General features: G+C 46.0%; 21 protein-coding genes. 20 read left to right on the top strand and 1 reads right to left on the bottom strand.

The window, feature by feature from the left end:
• Nucleotides 1–107: 107 nt before the first annotated feature.
• From tgt to secF, 4 genes are read left to right on the top strand one after another with little or no spacing between them, the layout of a single operon-like run.
• On the top strand, nucleotides 108–1220 hold the full coding sequence (tgt, locus tag BZA03_RS15605; RefSeq protein ID WP_014950189.1) for a tRNA guanosine(34) transglycosylase Tgt: 1113 nt from the start codon (nucleotides 108–110) through the stop codon (nucleotides 1218–1220).
• 24 nt (nucleotides 1221–1244) lie between these two features.
• Complete coding sequence (gene yajC / locus BZA03_RS15600; protein ID WP_014999069.1) at nucleotides 1245–1580, top strand: preprotein translocase subunit YajC; 336 nt, start codon at nucleotides 1245–1247, stop codon at nucleotides 1578–1580.
• Between the two features lie 55 nt (nucleotides 1581–1635).
• The gene (secD, locus tag BZA03_RS15595; RefSeq protein ID WP_014950187.1) at nucleotides 1636–3480 is read left to right on the top strand and encodes a protein translocase subunit SecD; all 1845 of its coding nucleotides are present in this window, start codon (nucleotides 1636–1638) and stop codon (nucleotides 3478–3480) included.
• Nucleotides 3481–3489: 9 nt separating this feature from the next.
• Nucleotides 3490–4431: a protein translocase subunit SecF gene (gene secF, locus BZA03_RS15590; protein WP_014977044.1), complete on the top strand. Its 942-nt coding sequence runs from the start codon at nucleotides 3490–3492 to the stop codon at nucleotides 4429–4431.
• A 195-nt stretch (nucleotides 4432–4626) separates the two neighbouring features.
• Here the strand turns inward: secF and suhB are convergent, their stop codons facing one another.
• On the bottom strand, nucleotides 4627–5403 hold the full coding sequence (gene suhB, locus BZA03_RS15585; protein ID WP_014950183.1) for an inositol-1-monophosphatase: 777 nt from the start codon (nucleotides 5401–5403) through the stop codon (nucleotides 4627–4629).
• 255 nt (nucleotides 5404–5658) lie between these two features.
• Here suhB and trmJ point away from each other — a divergent pair, with 255 nt between their 5' ends.
• The 16 genes from trmJ (at nucleotide 5659) to pilW (ending at nucleotide 21794) form a co-directional block, all read left to right on the top strand.
• Nucleotides 5659–6423 carry a tRNA (cytosine(32)/uridine(32)-2'-O)-methyltransferase TrmJ gene (gene trmJ / locus BZA03_RS15580; RefSeq protein WP_014950182.1) on the top strand — a complete coding sequence of 255 codons (765 nt, stop codon included), beginning with the start codon at nucleotides 5659–5661 and terminating at the stop codon, nucleotides 6421–6423.
• Nucleotides 6424–6428: 5 nt separating this feature from the next.
• Nucleotides 6429–7253, top strand: coding sequence for a serine O-acetyltransferase (gene cysE / locus BZA03_RS15575; protein ID WP_110289241.1), 825 nt, complete (start codon nucleotides 6429–6431; stop codon nucleotides 7251–7253).
• Between the two features lie 168 nt (nucleotides 7254–7421).
• Nucleotides 7422–8876 (top strand): NAD(P)/FAD-dependent oxidoreductase, encoded by a 1455-nt coding sequence (locus BZA03_RS15570; RefSeq protein ID WP_110289240.1) that lies wholly within the window; start codon nucleotides 7422–7424, stop codon nucleotides 8874–8876.
• Between the two features lie 49 nt (nucleotides 8877–8925).
• A complete protein-coding gene (locus BZA03_RS15565; RefSeq protein WP_101565283.1) occupies nucleotides 8926–9837 on the top strand; it encodes an alpha/beta fold hydrolase in 912 nt (303 codons plus the stop codon).
• Nucleotides 9838–10094: 257 nt separating this feature from the next.
• Entirely contained in the window at nucleotides 10095–10580 is a 486-nt protein-coding gene (gene iscR, locus BZA03_RS15560) for a Fe-S cluster assembly transcriptional regulator IscR (RefSeq protein WP_014950178.1), read from the top strand.
• A gap of 18 nt (nucleotides 10581–10598) precedes the next feature.
• The gene (locus BZA03_RS15555) at nucleotides 10599–11765 is read left to right on the top strand and encodes an IscS subfamily cysteine desulfurase (RefSeq protein ID WP_110289239.1); all 1167 of its coding nucleotides are present in this window, start codon (nucleotides 10599–10601) and stop codon (nucleotides 11763–11765) included.
• Nucleotides 11766–12159: 394 nt separating this feature from the next.
• Nucleotides 12160–13596, top strand: coding sequence for a Fe-S cluster assembly protein SufB (gene sufB / locus BZA03_RS15550; RefSeq protein ID WP_014950176.1), 1437 nt, complete (start codon nucleotides 12160–12162; stop codon nucleotides 13594–13596).
• Nucleotides 13597–13599: 3 nt separating this feature from the next.
• Nucleotides 13600–14361, top strand: coding sequence for a Fe-S cluster assembly ATPase SufC (sufC, locus tag BZA03_RS15545; RefSeq protein ID WP_014950175.1), 762 nt, complete (start codon nucleotides 13600–13602; stop codon nucleotides 14359–14361).
• On the top strand, nucleotides 14358–15614 hold the full coding sequence (gene sufD / locus BZA03_RS15540) for a Fe-S cluster assembly protein SufD (protein WP_110289238.1): 1257 nt from the start codon (nucleotides 14358–14360) through the stop codon (nucleotides 15612–15614). Before sufC ends, sufD begins: the two co-directional genes overlap by 4 nt.
• The gene (locus BZA03_RS15535; RefSeq protein ID WP_110289237.1) at nucleotides 15611–16828 is read left to right on the top strand and encodes an aminotransferase class V-fold PLP-dependent enzyme; all 1218 of its coding nucleotides are present in this window, start codon (nucleotides 15611–15613) and stop codon (nucleotides 16826–16828) included. The genes sufD and BZA03_RS15535 overlap by 4 nt, the downstream gene beginning before the upstream one ends.
• Nucleotides 16829–16837: 9 nt before the next feature.
• On the top strand, nucleotides 16838–17194 hold the full coding sequence (locus BZA03_RS15530) for an iron-sulfur cluster assembly accessory protein (protein ID WP_014979828.1): 357 nt from the start codon (nucleotides 16838–16840) through the stop codon (nucleotides 17192–17194).
• A 50-nt stretch (nucleotides 17195–17244) separates the two neighbouring features.
• A complete protein-coding gene (sufT, locus tag BZA03_RS15525; RefSeq protein WP_014977033.1) occupies nucleotides 17245–17778 on the top strand; it encodes a putative Fe-S cluster assembly protein SufT in 534 nt (177 codons plus the stop codon).
• A gap of 59 nt (nucleotides 17779–17837) precedes the next feature.
• Nucleotides 17838–18248 carry a SufE family protein gene (locus BZA03_RS15520; protein WP_014950170.1) on the top strand — a complete coding sequence of 137 codons (411 nt, stop codon included), beginning with the start codon at nucleotides 17838–17840 and terminating at the stop codon, nucleotides 18246–18248.
• A gap of 271 nt (nucleotides 18249–18519) precedes the next feature.
• Nucleotides 18520–18951 carry a nucleoside-diphosphate kinase gene (gene ndk / locus BZA03_RS15515; RefSeq protein WP_012519000.1) on the top strand — a complete coding sequence of 144 codons (432 nt, stop codon included), beginning with the start codon at nucleotides 18520–18522 and terminating at the stop codon, nucleotides 18949–18951.
• Nucleotides 18952–19460: 509 nt separating this feature from the next.
• Nucleotides 19461–20579, top strand: coding sequence for a bifunctional tRNA (adenosine(37)-C2)-methyltransferase TrmG/ribosomal RNA large subunit methyltransferase RlmN (locus BZA03_RS15510; RefSeq protein ID WP_014977032.1), 1119 nt, complete (start codon nucleotides 19461–19463; stop codon nucleotides 20577–20579).
• Between the two features lie 24 nt (nucleotides 20580–20603).
• The gene (gene pilW / locus BZA03_RS15505; RefSeq protein WP_039228362.1) at nucleotides 20604–21794 is read left to right on the top strand and encodes a type IV pilus biogenesis/stability protein PilW; all 1191 of its coding nucleotides are present in this window, start codon (nucleotides 20604–20606) and stop codon (nucleotides 21792–21794) included.

Here is a 21794-nt window from a genome sequence, read left to right as displayed (position 1 = left end):
GATAAACATAGATACGGGGCATGATCTCAGCCGAATTACTGGTATAATCGCCGCCAATTTATTTTTATACCCAGCGCAAAAGCGCACCAAAGTGGGAATGCTTTCACATGCAATTTGAGTTGTTAAAAACCGAAGGCCGAGCACGACGCGGTCGTTTGGTGTTTGAACGCGGTGTTGTAGAAACCCCAGCGTTCATGCCCGTAGGTACATACGGTACCGTTAAGGGAATGACCCCTGAAGAATTAAAAGACAGCGGTGCACACATCTGTCTTGGAAACACGTTTCACCTGATGCTTCGTCCTGGTACGGGCATTATTCGCCAGCATGGCGACCTGCACGACTTCATGAATTGGGACAAGCCAATCCTTACGGATTCGGGCGGCTTCCAAGTGTTTAGCTTGGGTGATTTGCGTAAAATTACCGAAGAAGGTGTAACATTCCGCTCTCCGATAAACGGCGAAAAGATTTTACTTACGCCCGAAAAATCGATGGAAGTTCAGCGCGATTTGGGCTCTGACATCGTGATGATTTTTGATGAGTGCACGCCGTATCCCGCTACTGAACAAGAAGCGCGCGTTTCAATGGAAATGTCGCTACGTTGGGCCAAACGTAGTAAAGAAGCCCATGGCGATAACCCAGCGGCACTGTTTGGTATCATTCAAGGCGGTATGTACGAAGGTCTGCGCGACGTTTCACTTGCTGGCCTTGAAGCTATTGGCTTCGACGGTTACGCCATTGGTGGTCTTTCAGTAGGTGAGCCGAAAGAAGATATGATCCGCATTATCGATCATACCGCACCTAAAATTCCGGAAGATAAACCTCGCTATTTAATGGGCGTGGGTAAACCTGAAGATTTGGTAGAGTCTGTGCGTCGCGGCATCGATATGTTTGACTGTGTAATGCCCACGCGTAACGCGCGAAACGGTCACCTGTTTGTGACTGAAGGCGTAGTGAAGATTCGCAATGCGAAACACAGAAACGACACCTCGCCATTAGATGAGAATTGTGATTGCTACACTTGTAAAAACTATTCTCGCTCTTATCTACATCATTTGGACAAGTGTAACGAAATCTTGGGTGCGCGCTTAAACACCATCCATAACCTTCGCTACTATCAGCGCGTGATGCAGGGTCTTCGCGATGCGATTGACGCAGGTACGCTTGATGAGTTTGTACAAGAATTTTATGAACAAAAAGGGTTGCCGGTTCCGGCACTATAACAACGATAATATTTGGGGAATTTTATGAGCCTATTTATCTCTAACGCTTACGCACAGTCTGCTGGTGCGCCGCAAGGTGGCGGCATGGAAATGATCATCATGCTAGCTGTATTTGGTTTAATCTTTTACTTCTTGCTTTACCGTCCACAGGCGAAGCGTGTAAAAGAGCATAAAAACCTAGTATCGTCACTAAGCAAAGGCGATGAAGTGTTAACACAAGGTGGTTTGGTTGGAAAAATCACTAAAGTGTCAGAAGAAAAAGACTTCATTGAAGTTGCACTTAACGATTCAAACAACATCGTTGTTCAGAAGTCTTCAGTAACTGCTGTGCTGCCTAAAGGCACGATGAAGTCACTGTAAGTAACAAAAGCCGGGGCCGGGACGCTTCCCGGTACTGGCACGAAAGGATTATCCAGTGCTAAACAAAAACTCTATTTGGAAAGTACTGAGTGCACTCATTGTGGTTGCAATGTGTGCACTTTATGCGCTTCCTAACATTTACGGTGAAGATCACGCCGTACAAATCTCAGCAGGCCGTGACGCTGTGGTAACTGACGCCACTGTGGAACAAGTAAAAGCCGCGCTAAGTGAAAAGAATATCTCTCCAAAACGTGTTGAATTTGAGAACGAACAAATATTAGTTCGCGTTTCGGATTCTGACACCCAGCTTGTAACGCGCGAAACGCTTGAAAAGGCGCTTGGTGATGACTACTACGTGGCTATGAACCTTGCCCCTGACACGCCAGAATGGCTTGAAGGCCTAGGTGGCGCGCCAATGAAGCTAGGTCTTGACCTTCGCGGTGGTGTTCACTTCTTGATGGAAGTGGATATGACCGAAGTGATTGCTAAGTCGCTAGAAGACGCAGAGGGTGGTTTCCGTACTTCGCTGCGTGAAGAGGGCATTCGTTATCGCGGTGTAAAACAGGTTGACGATCATATCGACATTACGTTCCGTGATGAAGATGCGCTAGACAAGGCAGAGTTCTTTTTGCGCAACCAAAGTCGCGACCTAACCTTTAACCAGGTGGACGACTTAACACTTCGCGCTATTTTTGCTGAAAGCAAGCTTCAGGAAATTCGCGACAACGCGGTTAAGCAAAACATTACCATTATTCGCAACCGTGTAAACCAACTTGGTGTGGCTGAGCCGCTTGTACAAAAGCAAGGTGCTGATCGCATTGTTGTGCAGCTTCCAGGTATTCAAGACACCGCCCGTGCGAAAGAGATTCTTAATGCCACAGCAACACTAGAATTTCGCATGGTAGATCAGAAGAACGATATCCGTGATGCATTGAACGGCCGCGTTCCTCCTGGCTCTCAAGTGATTGAAGATCAGCAAGGCATTCCTCAGCTACTTGAAAAGCGTATTATGCTAACCGGTAGCCATATTATTGATGCGAATAGCGGTGTTGATGAGTACGGACTTCCGAACGTAAACATCTCGCTTGATTCTGAAGGCGGTAATAAGATGTCTCGCTCAACCCGTGGCAATATTGGTAAACCAATGGCTACGGTGTTTATCGAATACAAGTCGACTGGCGAACGTAACAAAGACGGCAAGCTAGTGTTTGAAAAACACGAGCAAGTTATCTCGGTTGCGACTATTCGTGCGCAGCTGGGCAGCAAGTTCCAAATCACAGGTCTTGATTCACCGAAAGAAGCCCGTGACTTAGCGTTGCTACTTCGCGCAGGTGCACTGATTGCGCCAATTCAAATTGTTGAAGAGCGTACGGTTGGACCAAGCTTGGGTAAAGAAAACATTGAGCTGGGCATGCAGGCTATTATGTATGGTCTGGCAGCGGTACTTGTTTTCATGTTGATTTACTACAAAGCGTTTGGTGTGGTAGCGAACATCGCTCTGATTACAAACCTGGTTATGATTGTGGGCATTATGTCGATGATCCCTGGTGCAACGCTTACGCTACCGGGTATGGCTGGTATTGTACTGACCGTTGGTATGGCGGTAGATGCAAACGTGCTTATCTTTGAGCGTATACGAGAAGAGATACGTGATGGCCGCAGCCCACAGCATGCCATTCATCAGGGTTACGACAGTGCTTTTTCTACCATTCTAGATGCTAACATTACCACCTTCATTGCAGGCTTAATCCTCTTTGCCGTGGGCACAGGCCCAATTAAAGGCTTCTCGATTACACTGATGATTGGTATAGCAACCTCGATGTTTACCGCAATCCTAGTTACGCGCGTTATTGTTAACGCAGTATGGGGCGGTCGACGCGTAGAGAAATTGGCGATTTAAGGAAGTAACATGCAATTATTAAAACTATCCGATACCGTCAATTTTATGCGCCTTCGCATTCCTGCGATGGTGTTATCAACGGTACTCATTTTAGGTTCGTTCGTGTCGCTAGGCGTTAATAGCCTTAACTGGGGGCTAGACTTCACTGGCGGTACGCTAATTGAAGTTGGCTATGAGGACGCTGCTAACTTAGAAGGCATTCGCGCCCAGCTAAACGAAGCGAACTTTGAAGATGCTATAGTGCAAAACTTTGGCAGCAGCCAAGATGTACTTATCCGCATTGCTCCTCGTGATGGCGTTAAAGCCGTGACTATTGGTGAACAGGTACTAGCTGCCTTGCGCGCTGACGGTACTGAGGTTGATATGCGTCGTATCGAGTTCGTAGGTCCTAACGTAGGTGAAGAGCTTACTGAGCAGGGCGGCCTTGCGATGCTAGTCGCACTCTTGTGTATTCTGGTTTATGTCGCGATGCGATTTGAATGGCGATTCGCTCTAGGGTCAGTGTCGGCACTAGCTCACGACGTCATACTTACGCTGGGTTTGTTTTCAGTACTTCAAATCGAGTTTGACCTTACGGTACTTGCAGCGGTACTAGCGGTAATTGGTTATTCACTTAACGATACCATCGTTGTGTGTGACCGTATTCGTGAGAACTTCCGCAAAATTCGTAAAGGTGAGCCTGTTGAGATTATCAATATCTCGCTAACGCAAACCTTAAACCGTACTATCATCACCTCATTAACCACGGTGTTGGTATTGGTTGCATTATTCTACAAGGGTGGTGCGCTTATTCACGGATTTGCAACAGCATTGCTGTTTGGTGTAGTGGTAGGTACTTACTCATCGGTTTACATCGCAAGTTCAGTGGCACTTGCATTGGGTATTAGTAAAGAAGACCTAATGCCACCACAAGTGGAAAAGGAAGGCGCAGATTTAGATCCTATGCCTTAGTTTTACACGCTTGAAACGTACAAAAAGCCGCATCTATGATGCGGTTTTTTTATGTCAAATGGTCACAAAAAAAGGCGCCGTTAATAGCGCCTTCAACCAATAATGTAGCGAGGGTTTCTCTTTACCTAACTATGTAAGGTGTTTAAATTACTCTAGATGTTTCTTACTTCAGGTGTTTCTTACTTAAGATGCTTCTTACTTAAGATGCTTCACTAAGCCTTGAACAACCTTCACGCTACCAGCAACAATTTCGCCTTTGTGAAGCGGGTCGTTTCCGCCTTTAAAGTCTGTTACCAATCCGCCAGCTTCACGAACAATAAGCTCACCTGCTGCGATATCCCAAGATTTAATGCCGCGCTCCCAGTAACCGTCGTGGCGGCCAGCTGCAACGTAAGCAAGGTCTAGCGCTGCACTACCCGCGCGGCGAATGTCGCCCACTTCGTGGAAAATTTTGTTAAGGCTTAGTGCATACTCGCCAAATTGAGACTTGTTCTTAAACGGTAAGCCAGTAGCAATAATGGTTTCAGAAAGGTCACGAGGCTTAGAAGCACGAATACGATAACCGTTAAGCTGCGCGCCTTGACCACGGCTCGCGGTGAATAGTTCGCTGCGAATTGGGTCGAAAACAACCGCTTGATCTAAGCGACCTTTGTGAAGAAGTGCAATTGAAACGGCAAAGTGAGGAATGCCTTTTACAAAGTTAGTGGTGCCATCTAGTGGATCGATGATCCACTGATAATCAGTTTCTGTGCCCAAAACTTCACCCGATTCTTCACCTAGGAAGCAATGGTTCGGGTAAGACTGCTGAATTTTGGCAATAATTGCTTGTTCTGCTTCTTTATCAACTTGAGTAACGAAGTCGTTTAAGCCTTTTGACTCTGTTGCTACTTCATTATGTTTTTCAAAACCACGAACAATAACTGTTCCAGCCGCACGCGCAGCGCGCACCGCAATATTCAGCATAGGATGCATAGATAAACCACCAATTGTAAAAGACCAATGAAACAAACTAACTGTACAAAAAATAGCTAGTTGTTTTCGAAAACGGGCGGAGTCTACCAGAATCTATGCGCGATGCAAATGAAATCCCAGCACAATAGCGTGAATAGCCATCTATACTGCCGCTGTGTTAAACTTCACGCTATTAAGGTCTGTAAGATAGCACGCCAAAAGCGCGTATTATCGAATTAAAGACGCTATCCAAATAAGTACGTAGGTATTACACGCATGCTCGAGAATATTCGCATTATTTTAGTTAACACGTCTCACACGGGAAACATCGGCTCGACAGCAAGAGCTATGAAAACCATGGGGCTGAGCAGCTTATATCTTGTCGACCCAGTAAATGAGCCAGACGGCCAAGCCAGTGCATTGGCGGCAGGGGCTGGTGATGTGCTTGCTAACGCGAAAATTGTAAGCACGCTGGAAGAGGCTGTTAAAGACTGTGGCTTGGTAGTAGGGACGTCTGCACGCTCTCGCACTCATTCATGGCCTATGTTAGGCCCGCGCGACTGCGGCGAAAAACTGGTCCAAGAAGTAGAAAAGTACCCGGTAGCCTTGGTGTTTGGGCGTGAGAACAGTGGTTTAACTAATGAAGAGCTGCAGCAGTGTCACTTCCATATGTGTATTCCAGCCAACCCTGAATACAGCTCTCTTAATTTAGCAGCAGCAGTGCAAACCCTTTGTTATGAGATTCGCATGGCCTATCTAAATCGCGAAACCTATCCAAGTGTTGAGGAAGAATATCCACTGAATGACGATTTAGAGCGTTTTTATACGCATTTGGAAACCACGCTGGAAGGCACGTCGTTCATTCGCAAAAGTCACCCGGGTGTGGTTATGACTAAGCTGCGCCGCTTGTTTAACCGAGCGCGCCCTGAGTCTCAAGAGCTTAATATATTACGCGGTATATTGGCGTCTATTGATAAATCGGTGAAGAATGCTAACTCAGGCGATGCAGACCCTGCACCAGCGATAGAAGAAAAAGAGTAAACACTATGTTCGCCCGTATAAAAGATGATATTCAAGGTGTATTTCATCGCGACCCAGCGGCCAGAAACACCTTTGAAGTGCTAACCAACTACCCTGGACTTCATGCAGTGTGGCTGCATCGCATTAGTCACAAACTATGGAAGGCTGAATGGAAATGGTTGGCACGCAGTTTATCAACCTTTAGCCGTTGGCTTACGGGGATTGAAATTCACCCTGGTGCCACGTTAGGACGACGGGTATTTATCGATCACGGTATGGGTGTGGTCATTGGTGAAACTGCAGAAATTGGCGATGATGTCACCCTTTACCACGGCGTTACTCTTGGAGGCACTAGCTGGAGAGCCGGTAAGCGCCACCCAACCCTTAAAAAAGGCGCTGTAGTTGGGGCTGGTGCTAAAGTGTTAGGGCCTATTATTATAGGTGAAAACGCTAAAGTAGGGTCTAACTCCGTGGTCGTAAAAGATATTCCTGATGGCGCTACGGCGGTGGGGATCCCGGGTCGTATCATTATCTCGAAGCAAAAAGAGATGAATGCGTCGGTAAACCCTGAACGAGATAAAATTGCCCAGAAATATGGTTTTGATGCCTATGCTGTCGCGCCAGATAACCCTGATCCTGTGGCCAATGCGATGGGCATAATGCTAGAGCATATGCACCAAATGGACACTAAAGTGGAAGAGATGTGCAAGGTCATTCAGTCACTAGGTGGCGATGTGTGTACCGATAATTTACACAATATTAGCGCTGAAGATTTCGCAGATACGGGTTTCGACCTAACGGAAACCCAAGAGCGAGAGAAGGCGCATTCTTCTTTCGACCCCGCTATTTAACTCTAATTCCGCATACTATTTTCGGGTGCTAAGGCCGAGAACCTTCACCCTTATATAGTAAAAATTCACAAAAGCTTGTTTTTACAAAACATTAACAAGCACATTGACTCATGCATAACTCCAACATACATTGAGATGAAAGGTTGATCATCACTTTTCAGGGACGTTATGCAAGAAACAGCGCCATTACTCGACGTACTAATTGTTGGAGCCGGAATTTCGGGTATCGGCTGCGCCTACCACATTCAAAAAAAATGTCCTGACCTTTCATATTCTATTATAGAAGCCCGCAGTGATTTGGGCGGCACATGGGATTTATTCAAATACCCGGGAATACGCTCAGATTCTGATTTATTCACCTTTGGCTACGAATTCAAACCTTGGAAAGAGAAAAAGGCCATTGCTGATGGTCGTTCAATAAAGGCTTACGTAGAAGAAACCGCGGCTGAAAACGGTATTAAAGAGCACATACGTTTTTTAACTCGTGTGGTAGATATAGATTGGCAAAGCGATAAACACTATTGGCGGGTTACGTTAAAGTCAGAAGAGAGTGGGCAGCATGAGCACATTGCCGCCAGATGGATATTTAACGCTTCGGGTTATTATCGATACGATAAAGGTTATGCACCACATTTCAAAGGGCAATCACAATTTAACGGTCAGATTGTACATCCACAGCATTGGCCTGAAGATCTGGAATACGAAAACAAACGCGTAGTGGTAATCGGAAGCGGTGCAACGGCGGTAACGCTGGTTCCCGCACTAGCGAAAAGCGCGTCGCACGTGACTATGCTGCAAAGAACGCCATCCTACGTATTGCCTGTTCCCGTAGATGACCCAATCGCAAAACATTTACGCGCGTGGTTTAGCGAGGACACAGCGTTTAAAGCTGCGCGTTGGTTTAACATAGCGAAACAGCGTTGGGTGTACGCGTTTTGTCAGCGCTTTCCGCATCGTGCGCGCAAGATAATACGCAGTCTTAATGCAAAAATGTTACCCGAAGGATATCCAGTAGATATACACTTCAACCCACCTTACAATCCTTGGGAGCAACGACTGTGTGCAGTTCCGGGTGGAGATTTATTCGAGTCAATTTCGAAAGGTAAAGCGTCGGTTGCAACAGATACTATAGATACGTTTACTGAAACGGGCATTAAACTTGATTCGGGCCAGCATATTGAAGCAGATATTATAGTAACAGCCACTGGATTAAACCTTCTGCCTTTAGGAGGGATAGTGCCAAAAATTGATGGTGAAGCTATTTCGCTTCCAGAATGTGTTACGTATAAAGGTATGTTACTCAGTGGCGTGCCTAATTTTGCTATTGCGGTGGGTTATACAGCTTCATCGTGGACACTAAAAATTGGCCTTCTATGTGAACATTTCACGCGATTGCTCAATCATATGGGAGAGCACGGCTTTACACAGTGTACACCTATAGCAGACCCAAATATGGAAACACAACCGTTGCTAAACTTTGGCGCTGGCTACATCCAACGCTCTTTAGAACAGTTGCCACGTCAAGGCATGCAGTTTCCATGGTCTATGTCGTTCAATTATGCACAAGACGTGAAAATTTTTCGGAAAGGCCGTGTAGACGATCCAGCGCTTAAGTTTGAATAGAAATTTTAATAGACGCACACTTACTTTTATTAAATCACGAGAGCTTTAAATGAGTTTAGCCCAGCATCATGAGCAATACGTAACGCTTAAAAGCGGTGATAGGTTTTGCTATGCCGAACATGGTGTCGGAAATACCGACACCATTGTACTTATTGTGGGTTTAGGTCTTCAGTTGGTTTATTGGCCAAACGCGCTTATTGAGCGTTTAGTTTCTAGTGGATTTCGCGTTATTTGCTTTGACAATCGTGATGCAGGAAGGTCAGTACGCAGCGACACACCGCATCCCAGCCTATTACAGCAGTTAAGAGGAAGGTCGCCGAAAGGTGCATATGGACTTGAACGGATGGCTGAAGATACTGCACAGTTGTTAGAGGCGCTAAATATATCAAGCGCACATATCGCAGGAATGTCTATGGGAGGGATGATTGCACAGACTCTTGCAAGTCTGCATCCTGAAAAAGTGATATCTATGACGTCTATTTTCTCAACGACAGGGAATCGCCGCGTAGGGCAACCCTCTTATTCAACGCTATGGCGAATGGCAAGAGCTAAAGCGCCAATGAACGAAAAAGACGCAGTAAAAAACTATCAGGCAATGATGACGCATATTGGCGATGTAGCTGCAAACGGAGCCGTAAATCAATGGCATCAGTACGCGCGTTTGGCATGGCAGCGAAATGGTGGCAAAAGTGATGCAAAAGCGATGTTCCGGCAAATCGGTGCTATTTTGAAATCCGGGGACCGAACGCCAATGCTTCAAAATGTCAAAGCCCCAACATTAGTGATACACGGAGATGTTGATCACATGGTGCATCCCAGTGGCGGTGTTGCGACAGCCAGGGCTATATCAGGTGCTAAACATCAAATATTGCGCGGGTTGCGCCATCAAATAGATACCGTTCAATCACATCGGATAGCAGACAGTATTCTTGCTCATATTCACTTAAATGCAAACAAATAGCGCTTATGGTCGACGTTATCATTCATTTGCAGAATAAACGATTTCTTAGCATTTAGCGTAGAAGTAACCACGCTAATTCGGCACCTATTAGCGTCTATTAGTGCTTATTTGGATCGGGCTAAAATGAAACGAAAGCCTTGATGTACAAAAGCGATTACTCGAATCAATAATACCTGACTAATTTACTGGGTCTTATACTTGACCATTTTAGTCGGGTATGTGAAAATTCCCGCACTATAAAACGGCGGGAGAATCCAATGAAACTCACTTCGAAAGGGCGCTATGCGGTTACCGCAATGCTTGATGTCGCTTTGCATTCAAAGCGTGGTCCAGTGCCTCTTGCCGACATTTCAGAACGACAAGAAATTTCTTTATCTTACCTTGAACAGCTTTTTTCTCGATTGCGTAAAGAGCAATTAGTAGACAGTGTTCGCGGGCCTGGCGGCGGCTATTTGTTAGGCCGTGAAGCAAGCAAAATTGCGATAGGCGAAGTCATTCGCGCCGTCGACGAGTCCATTGATGCGACACGTTGCCAAGGACAAGCAGACTGTCAAGGCGGCGATCGCTGCCTAACGCACAGCTTGTGGCAAGACCTAAGTGATCGCATTGCGGCGTTTTTGAATTCAATTACGTTGGGCGAGTTAATGGCAAAGCGTGATGTGCAAGAGGTAGCCGACCGTCAAGACGGTAATGCATCACTTCGTCATATCACCAAAGATATCGAAGTTAGTATTCAACTTTAAATTGGTATTGAGTAACGCATGGCTTTATCAACACCCATTTATTTAGATTACGCAGCAACAACACCGGTAGACCCGAATGTGGCCGAGGCAATGGCAAAATGCCTAACGCTGGATGGCAACTTTGGTAACCCAGCTTCTCGTAGCTATCGCTTCGGCTGGATGGCAGAAGAAGCGGTTGATGTTGCTAGAAATCAAATCAGCGACGCGCTTAATTGCGACCCTAGAGAAATTGTTTTTACTTCGGGGGCCACTGAATCGAACAACCTTTCAATAAAAGGCGTTGCCCAAGGTTATGCCAATAAAGGCAAACATATCATTACCGTTAATACCGAACACAAAGCGGTGTTAGATACCTGTGAGTACTTACAAAGCCAAGGCTTTGAGGTTACGTATCTTGAAGTATTGCCAAACGGGTTAATTGATTTAAATGATCTCGAAAATGCGTTGCGCGACGACACTATTTTGGTGTCGGTGATGCACGTTAACAATGAACTTGGGGTTATCCAAGACATTCAAGCTATTGGCCAGCTTTGTCGTGACAAAGGCATTCTTTTTCATGTGGATGGTGCGCAAAGTGTGGGCAAAATTGCCATTGATTTAGCTGAGCTTCCTATAGATTTGCTGTCTATATCGGCGCACAAGATATACGGCCCGAAAGGTATGGGGGCACTATATGTGCGTCGCCGTCCTAAAATCAATCTGGTTGCACAAATTCATGGCGGGGGCCACGAGCGCGGCATGCGGTCGGGTACATTAGCCACCCACCAAATTGTTGGAATGGGTGAAGCCATCGCGCTAGCTTCTTCAAAAATAGAAGAGGATAGTGCGCGCATTTTAGCGCTGCGTGAATCGCTGTGGCAAGGCCTTCAACAGCTCGACGATATCTATTTAAATGGGCACGCAACACAGCGTATCCCGGGTATTTTAAATGTGAGCTTTGCGGGTGTAGACGGTGAAAGCTTGATGATGGGCTTAAATGATATTGCTGTATCTTCAGGGTCGGCATGTACATCAGCGAGTCTAGAGCCCTCGTATGTGCTGAAAGCGATTGGCCGCAGCAACGAATTGGCGCATGCAGGAATTAGATTCAGCGTGGGGCGTTTTACGACCCAAGAAGACATCGATTACGTAATACAAAAAGTAGTGGATGTAACCACAAGACTACGCCAAGCGGTTTCAGCATAAACGCCTATACCGTCGTTGAGCGCGGTTTTTTGTAGTAGGCAAAGCGTAGTTAGTGTTAGCGCATTCTTTTTTATTTTAGTGAATGTGGAAGAAAATTAATGCGCGTTTGAAGGAAATGGACCTTTAAGAAGCGTTTAAAACGCGTAAGTGGCCATAAATTAATGGCTGAATATTTGAGTGAAATAGTCGGGTATTATATACTACGGCACCAAAATTTTAGGCTGTCCGCAATGTAACTGGCAGTTTTGGCAACTCTTTTGGGCGTAAACCCAAATAAATGACGTTGTTGAAGTTGAAAGTCGATATAAATTACCAAGACCGTGGGGTGATTTATTTGCCAGTTAAATAGAAAGGTTAGTGGCAGCAAATGCAGGCAAACAAGTGAGATCCCAACATGAGTGAACAGATCGAACAGGCGTTAGAAAGAAAGTACGATGCGGGTTTCTATTCAGAAATCGAATCGGAAACGTTTGAAAGCGGCCTGGACGAGTCGGTTATCCGCCGCATATCAGCAATGAAAAACGAGCCTGAATGGATGCTTGAATGGCGTTTGAAGTCTTATCATGCATGGCTAGAAATGGAAGAGCCTGATTGGGCGCATGTCGACTATCCGAAAATCGATTATCAGGCCATTTCTTATTACTCGGCACCAAAGAGTATGAAAGATAAGCCTAAGTCGCTAGATGAAGTTGACCCTGAGCTACTTCGCACCTATGAAAAGCTGGGCATTCCTCTACACGAGCAGGAAATGCTGGCAGGCGTAGCAGTAGATGCGGTATTCGACTCGGTATCGGTTGTTACTACGTTCCGTGATAAGCTTGAAGAAGCGGGTGTGATCTTTTGCCCAATTTCTGAGGCAGTACAGAAGTACCCGGACCTTGTAAAGAAATACATCGGTTCGGTAGTGCCGCGCACAGATAACTATTTTGCTGCGCTTAATAGCGCTGTATTTACTGACGGTTCATTTGTCTATATTCCAAAAGGCACACGTTGCCCAATGGAGCTTTCTACTTATTTCCGTATTAACGAAATGAACACCGGTCAGTTCGAGCGTACCTTGATTGTTGCTGATGAAGGCAGCTATGTAAGCTACCTTGAAGGTTGTACTGCACCACAGCGAGATGAAAACCAGCTGCACGCGGCTGTGGTTGAGCTAGTGGCAATGGACGATGCGCAAATTAAATACTCAACGGTACAGAACTGGTACCCGGGTGACGAGAACGGTAAAGGCGGTATCTACAACTTCGTGACAAAACGTGGTGTAGCGCATACCAATGCCAAAATCTCGTGGACGCAGGTAGAGACAGGTTCTGCGGTAACGTGGAAGTACCCAAGCTGTGTACTTAAAGGCGACAACAGTGTAGGTGAGTTCTACTCAGTAGCGCTTACTCGTGGTCGCCAGCAGGCTGATACCGGTACTAAGATGATCCACGTGGGTAAAAACACCAAGTCGACCATCATCTCTAAAGGTATTTCAGCGGGTAACAGTAACAATGCCTATCGCGGGCTGGTTCAAATGGGCCCTCGCGCAGACGGTGCACGTAATTTCACCGAGTGTGACTCGCTACTTATCGGTGACAAATGTGGCGCGCACACATTCCCGTATATCGAAAGCCGCAACCCTTCAGCCATTGTTGAGCACGAAGCAACAACATCGAAGGTGAGCGACGAACAATTATTCCTGTGTCAGCAACGTGGCTTAGACACAGAAAAGGCCGTTTCTATGATTGTTAACGGTTTCTGTAAAGAAGTATTCAAAGAGCTGCCAATGGAATTTGCCGTAGAAGCCGGCAAGCTGCTCGAAATTAGTCTTGAAGGTTCAGTGGGGTAATCAATGCTTAGTATCAAGAATTTACATGCCAGCGTGGAAGAGAAAAACATCATTAAAGGTCTTAACCTTGAAGTTAAACCTGGTGAAGTACACGCTATCATGGGCCCCAACGGAGCCGGTAAAAGTACACTAGGCTACGTCCTATCTGGTCGTGAAGGTTACGAAGTAAGCGAAGGCGAAGCCACGCTTAACGGTAAAGACCTATTAGAGCTTGAAGTAGAAGAGCGTGCCCGTGAAGGCCTTTTCCTTGCGTTCCAATACCCAGTTGAAATTCCTGGCGTAAGCAATATGGAATTCATGAAAGAGTCAGTTAACGCTATGCGCGAACAGCGCGGCGAAGCGCCATTAACAGCTGCTGAGTTTTTAAAGAAAGCAAAAGAAGCGTGCAAGCAGGTACAGCTTCCATTGGATTTCTTGAAGCGCGGTGTAAACGAAGGGTTCTCTGGTGGTGAGAAGAAGCGTAACGAAATCATGCAAATGATTTTGCTAGAGCCAAAGCTTTGTATTCTAGATGAATCAGACTCTGGCCTTGACGTTGACGCACTTCAGGTTGTTGCCGATGGCGTTAACAGCCAGCGCGATGGCGAGCGAAGCTTCATCGTTGTTACCCACTATCAACGTCTTCTAGACTATATCAAGCCTGACTTTGTACACATTCTTGCCGACGGCAAAATTGTGAAAAGCGGTGACGCGTCACTAGCGCTAGAAGTAGAGAAGAGCGGATACGCATTCCTAGGTAAAGCGTACGAGGAGGCTGAAGCATGAGTCAATGGCTAGAACAGGTCATTGATGCGGCGCAAATCTCCGATTACTTAGCGCCCGTGCGTCAGCAGGCCTTAGAAAAGTTAAAAGCTGATGGTTGGCCAGCCCGTAGAAACGAAAGCTGGCGTTTTACGCCGCTAACACCCGTTGAAAAGCGTGAAGCTAAGCAAGCGGTTCAGGCAGACAGTTTACCGGTACCCGCTATCGATAACCTAAATGCTATCGACCTTGTATTTGTAGACGGTGTCTTGGTCACGCAGGTTAACACGCTAAATGTGCCAGCTGGCATGAGCATCACGTCACTTAATAATGATGATAATGCCACGCAGCAAGCGATCAGCAGTGTATACGGTCAGGTTAAACCTACCCGTCATATGTTTGGCCTAGTTAACGATGCGCTGTGCCAACACGGTATATTTATTAATGTTGAAGCAGGCGCGAAAATCGACACGCCAGTGCGCATTGTGAACATGGCGTCGCAAAATGTTGATGCTCATACGCGTGTGGTGGTGAAGGTCGCTGAAGGCGCAAGTGCTACTGTTATCGAGCAAGGTTTTGGCGATACTGAAAGTTTAACCACAGCGTTTGCTGAATATGACCTGGCTGATGATGCACACCTAGAGCACTATCGTTTTGCTATGTTTACTGGCAAAGCCAAGCAATTAGGCGGCAGCCACTTTAAACTTCATAACCGCACCACGCTTAACAGCACCATGGTGGGCTATGGAAGTGAGCTTTCCCGTTTAGATGTAGACATTCATCACGCCGGCGAATTTGCCGATGCAAAAATGAATGCCATTTATCTTCTGGCGGAAGGCGAGTTATTTGACCTTCACTCCACCATTGAGCACGCCATGCCTAATGGCACAACAGAAGAAAACGCGCGTGGGATTGTAGGCGATAAAGCACGTGCTGTGTTTAATGGTCGCATTCATATTCATCGTGATGCGCAAAAGACATTGGCTGAACTTAATAACCGCAACTTGTTGCTATCTCGTCGCGGCGTTATCAACACCAAGCCTGAGCTTGAAATTTATGCTGATGACGTAAAATGTGCTCACGGTGCAACGGTTGCTGAAATTGAAGAAGAAGCCTTGTATTACATGCTTACCCGCGGCGTTTCTCGCAGTAAAGCACTGGTAATGCTCAACTTTGGCTTCATTCAAGAGCTTATAAATGACGTGCCTAATGCGGCAGTCCGTGAATGGCTAGCACCAATTTTAAGTGAGCGCTTCGCCCAAATGGAGGTGAAATGAGCTTAGACGTTGCAGCACTTCGTGCCCAGTTTCCTATTTTATCTAAAACGGTAGACGGCAAGCCGCTGGTCTACCTAGATAACGCGGCAACAACACAAAAACCTCAGGCCGTTATCGACGCCTTAGTAGATTTTTACACGGGGACGAATGCAAACGTGCACCGCGGTGCGCACCATTTATCGGATGAAGCCACGCGCCGTTACGAAAATGCACGTTCCAGCGTTGCAAAGTTCATTAACGCGAAAGCGCGTGAAGAAGTTATTTGGACATCCGGCACCACAGAAGCCATCAATATAGTCGCCAATGGTCTTGGACAGCTACTAAGCGAAGGTGACGAAGTAATGGTGACCGAGCTTGAGCACCACGCAAACTTGGTTACTTGGCAACAAGCGTGTCGCCGTTCTGGTGCAACGCTAAATGTTGTACCTATTTTCGACAGCGGAGAGTTAGACGTAGACGCTTTCGATAGACTGCTGTCTGAAAACACAAAGCTAGTGGCGTTTCCCCACGTATCGAATGCACTAGGTACGGTGAACCCAATTAAACTGCTGACTGATAAAGCGAAAGCGGTAGGCGCATGGGTGCTGGTTGATGGCGCACAGGGCATTGCTCACGGCGGTGTTGACGTACAAGACATTGGCTGTGATTTTTACGCATTTTCAGGACACAAGCTATTCGGTCCAACAGGCATTGGCTGTCTGTGGGGCAAAAAAGAGGTGCTAGAAACCTGGCCTGTTTGGCAGGTAGGCGGCGAGATGATCAAAGATGTGACCTACCATGAAGCCACATGGGGTGCGTTGCCAAATCGATTAGAAGCCGGTACGCCGAACATCGCAGGTGCCATTGGTATGGGCGCTGCAGTAGATTGGTTTAGTGCCCTTGATGTCAATGCTTTGCATGAACACGAACAAAAGCTGCTTGCCTATGCTACCGAGCAGGCCGAAGCGTTTGATGGTATGCGGATAATCGGTACGGCACCTAACAAGGTAGGCGTGCTGAGCTTTCTACTGGAAGGTGCGCACCCGGCGGACGTGGGCTTCATTCTTGATAGACAAGGCGTTGCAATTCGTACCGGTGATAACTGTGCACAGCCGCTAATGAAGCGCTTTGGTATTCCGGGTACTGCTCGTGCGTCGTTCTCAATTTACAATACGCTTGAAGAAGTCGACAGCTTATTTGCTGCGCTTAAAAAAGCAAAAATGATGTTGGCCTAAGGAGGCATTATGAGTGTTGAAACTTTCGTACCTAGTACAAAACTCATTTCGCTAACTGACAGTGCCGTTAAGCATTTCGAAAGTAAGCTTAAAGACAAGCCTGGTCAGTTAATTCGTTTATCGACAAAAGTAAGCGGCTGTACGGGCTATGCCTATGTGCTTGATTTCGCAGATAGTGCGCAAGCCGATGACGAAATTGTTGAAATTTCGCCAGTACTTAACGTAGCTGTGGCTGCAGATGCCACCGACCTATTGCGTAATACTGAAATTGATTACGTTACAGAAGGTGTTAACGGCGTCATTAAATACAACAACCCGAACGTGGTTGATGAGTGCGGATGCGGTGAAAGCTTTAACGTTGGCTAAGTGCCACGTCAAAGGCCATCAGTGGTAGAACAAAGAGTACTAAGTAGTTTATGAAGCAAAAAATGGTGACCACCGAGCGCGACTGTAAAGCGCGCTTGGTTCCAGCGGGCAATCCTACCGTGATCCCTGAAGGCGAGTTTGTGAATATCACCCAAGAGCTCGGTGGTAACTATACGGTAACGTGGCGTGGCAATATGTACCGCATCGATGGTACTGATGCAGGTGCTATTGGCCGAAAAGCGATGACATTGAGCTTTGACGCGCCAGAAGATGGCAATATTAGCGAACAGCAAGTGTGGGACGCTTTAGAAACTATCTTTGACCCTGAGATCCCTATCAATCTCGTATCCCTTGGTCTTATCTACAAAGTGGAAATTGATCAAGATACTAGCAGCGTCAATATTGATATGACCCTGACCGCACCAGGCTGCGGCATGGGCCCAGTATTGGTTGGCGACGTTGAATACCGCGTTGCCATGGTTCCCCATGTTAAAAACGTCAACGTAGAGCTTGTATTCGACCCTGCATGGTCCCGTGATATGATGAGTGAAGAAGCACAGCTTGAAGCAGGCCTGTTCTTCTAATCATCCACACAGTGAAATTTAATCACACAATTTTTCAAACAAATTAAGCGGAAATAGCAATGCAACTACCTAGCAGTGACGAAATTATTGATGATTTAGCGTTCTTCGACGATTGGGAACAGCGTTATCAGTACATCATTGATTTAGGGAAATCTATTCCGGGCTTGCCTGAAGATGCTAAAACCCCCGAGCGTTTGGTTAAAGGTTGTCAGAGCAGCGTTTGGTTGGTGGAGTCTTACGATGGCAATAAAATCAACTTTGACGTAGACAGCGATGCAGTTATCGTTCAAGGACTGCTTGCGTTAGTACTTGCCGCTTATAATGACAAAACGCCAACAGATATTTTAGCGTTTGATATCGACGGCTATTTTGAAGCACTAGACCTAGAGCGTCATATCACGCCAACTCGCGGTAATGGCTTACGCGCCATTGTGGGTAAAATCCAAGAATTAGCAAAAGCCAACGCTTAATTTTTTAAGCGTTGGTTTCTTTAAGCCGTTTTAGGGTTCCATAGTAAAGGCAGTGGGGCAGGTGAGTCCTCGATAATTAGTTCTGTGCAAAATAATCTGTACGCTGTCATCATATTGTCATCGCCAACAGGCTAACCTTTCTCTACATTTGCGCATAAAAACAGTACTTTATATCTGATTTGATAAAGGCTCTGGTCAAGCTGCTATTTATTGCCTATAATTCGCGGCCAAAATTTTAAAGATACACACACTATTTGTTTGGAGAGAGAACATGGCTCTTGAGCGTACTTTTTCGATTATCAAGCCTGATGCGGTAGCTAAAAACGTAATCGGTGCAATTTACAACCGTTTCGAATCTGCAGGTCTTCGCATCGTGGCATCTAAGATGATCCACATGAGCAAAGAGCAAGCAGAAGGCTTCTATGCAGAACACAAAGAGCGTCCTTTCTTCGGCGCACTTGTAGACTTCATGACGTCTGGTCCTGTTATGGTTCAAGTACTAGAAGGCGAAAACGCAGTTCTAGCTAACCGTGAAATCATGGGCGCAACTAACCCAGCTGATGCAGCTGCAGGTACACTTCGTTCAGACTACGCTGCGTCAATCGACGAAAACGCAGTTCACGGTTCTGACGCACCTGAGTCAGCAGCACGTGAAATTGCTTACTTCTTCTCTGAAGAAGAAATCTGCCCACGTACTCGCTAAGATTACGTAGGTAGATAAACGGGGCTATAAGCCCCGTTTTTTGTTTCTGAGCGTCTGAGCACGCTTTATGCTGCTTTGCTCGGCGCTCATTTAGACGAGCTAAACCACACTTCTCGCGCATTGCCTAAAGCGCGCTCAGATACTCAGAAGAAAGATATACGCTTTATGCTGCTTTGCTCGGCGCTCATTTAGGCGAGCTAAACCACGCTTCTCGCGCATTGCCTAAAGCGCGCTCAGTCACTCAGAAGAAAGATACACGCTTTATGCTGCTTTGCTCGGCGCTCATTTAGGCAAGCTAAACCACGCTTCTTGCGCATTGCCAAACTTAACGTTTCTCTGCGTTAAATCGGCTTTTTCTCAAATCTCATCTGTGGTAAAATCCGCGCAAATTTTAATCAGCGCTTTTCTTTTTCTTAAATGTCGTTCAAGACATAGTCGAATCGCTGGTTTTTACACCGTATTCAGTAGTAAGAGGGGCATCCCTCGAAGGTAAAAGGGTCATCTTATTCATGGCAAAAACTAACTTATTAAACTTAAATCGCGAAGGCTTGCGCAATTTCTTCAAAGAAATGGGCGAGAAACCGTTTCGTGCCGATCAGGTGATGAAATGGATTTACCAGCACGGTATCAGCGATTTCGAGGAAATGAGTAACCTCAATAAAAACCTTCGCGCGATGCTCATTGAAAATTGCGAAATTAAAGCGCCTGAAATTGCATACTTTCAAGAAGCGAGCGACGGCACTATTAAGTTTGCACTTACCCTTGAAGGTGGTCAGGAAGTTGAATCTGTTTGGATCCCAGAAACTGACCGTGCAACGCTTTGCGTGTCATCACAGGTAGGTTGCGCGCTAGAGTGTACTTTCTGTTCAACGGCGCAGCAGGGGTTTAACCGTAACCTAAGTGTAAGTGAAATTATTGGTCAGGTATGGCGTGTAGCTACTTTCCTTGGTCTTTCAAAAGACTCAAGCAAACGCCCTATCACTAACGTAGTAATGATGGGTATGGGTGAGCCACTGCTTAACCTTAAAAACGTTGTACCAGCCATGGATATTATGCTGGACGATTTCGGTTTCGGCCTGTCTAAACGCCGCGTTACGCTAAGTACATCTGGTGTAGTACCTGCGCTAGATATGTTGGGTGACCAAATAGACGTAGCGTTAGCTATTTCATTACACGCACCCACCGATGAGTTGCGCAACGAGATCGTGCCTATCAATAAGAAGTACAATATCGAAGCCTTCTTAGCAGGCGTACGTCGTTATCTGGCCAAATCTAAAGCGAACCAAGGCCGTGTGACGGTAGAATACGTTATGCTTTCAAACATCAATGACAGCACTGAACAAGCGCACCAGTTGGCAAAGGTATTGAAAGACACACCTAGTAAAATAAACTTAATACCATTTAACCCTTACCCGGGTTCGCCTTATACATGTTCGAGCAATTCGCGTATTGATAGATTCGCAAAAGTGCTTATGGAATATGGGTTTACAACCGTTGTGCGTAAAACACGAGGTGATGATATCGACGCAGCATGCGGTCAATTAGTGGGTGATGTGGTAGACAGAACGAAAAGAATGTTAAAAAAACAGGTGAAGGGCGAAGCAATTTCGGTAAAAATGGCCCAATAATCATTAAGATATTAGGGTAAGACTATGGTTGCGGGATTGCGAACGTCACTTAAAATTGGCTTTTTAAGCGCGATTATTTTCACTTCTGGCTGTGTCAGTAATAGCCAGTCAGGGTTGTATGGCGGTAACTTCGATCACGAAGAAGCCGCCAAAACACGCATGTCCCTTGGTCTTACCTACCTTCAAAATAACAACTACACACAGGCAAAAAAGAACCTCGATAAAGCGCTTGAGTTTAATCCACGCTCTGCAGATGTTCAGTTTGCGATGGCATATTACTATCAGCTGGTGGGCGATAACCTTCGAGCGGAAGAGTACTATGAAACTGCTATCGACCTAGCGCCTAACAATGGCGATATTGCCAACAGTTATGGCGCGTTTAAGTGCCAAAACGGCGAATACGAAAAAGCCAAAGCGTATTTCTTTGATGCTATAAATAACAGGCTTTACGCTAACGCAGCGCAAACCTACGAGAACTTGGCATTGTGCGCGCAAAGTCAAGGTAAGCTAGATGAAGCGATCGGCTATTTTCAAGACGCATTAAAACATCAGCCTGCTAGGGGCAAAAGCCTGTTCTTACTCAGTGAACTTTACACGGTTTCAGAACAGTGGGAACTTGCTGAATCTACGTTACGAAAATACGAACGTGTTGCCAAAGTTACGCCAGATTCATTGTGGTTAGCTTATGAAATAGCCAAAGGGAAAGGGGATCTAGAGACTGCAAAGGGGTATGGCGAAATGATGATGTCATTGTTCCCTGAAAGTGAGCTTACTAAACGTTACTTAGTGCAACGTGAAAGTATGCAAAACAAAGTGGTTAAAACCGTCAAATCTACACAGCCAAACGATTCTGAAACACAAATAAGCGAAAACCAAACAAATACCGACGGGCTTACACAAACATCATCAAACGATAAAGAAAATGAAAAGAGCGTCGCCCAAGACAACGACGCTCAGCGTCAATCTCAGAGCAATAACACCGACAACGCTCCTACAGCCACAGCTAACACACCGGAAAAAGCACAAAATACTGAATTATCTGTGCAAAGTGATAAATTCCATGTAGTAAAAGAAGGTGAAAACTTATATCGTATTTCTTTATTGCACAATATCAAAATGGCAACACTGCAAGAGTGGAATAACCTTGAAAATACTGGCGCTATTATTGCTGGTCAGACGCTTTGGTTAGTACCACCGAGTATGCAGGAGGAATAA

Source organism: Alteromonas sp. I10, assembly GCF_003201515.1.
Classification (GTDB): Bacteria; Pseudomonadota; Gammaproteobacteria; order Enterobacterales; family Alteromonadaceae; genus Alteromonas; species Alteromonas macleodii.
The sequence above is the reverse complement of the archived record's forward strand: the minus strand, read 5'-3'. Positions and strand labels throughout refer to the sequence as shown.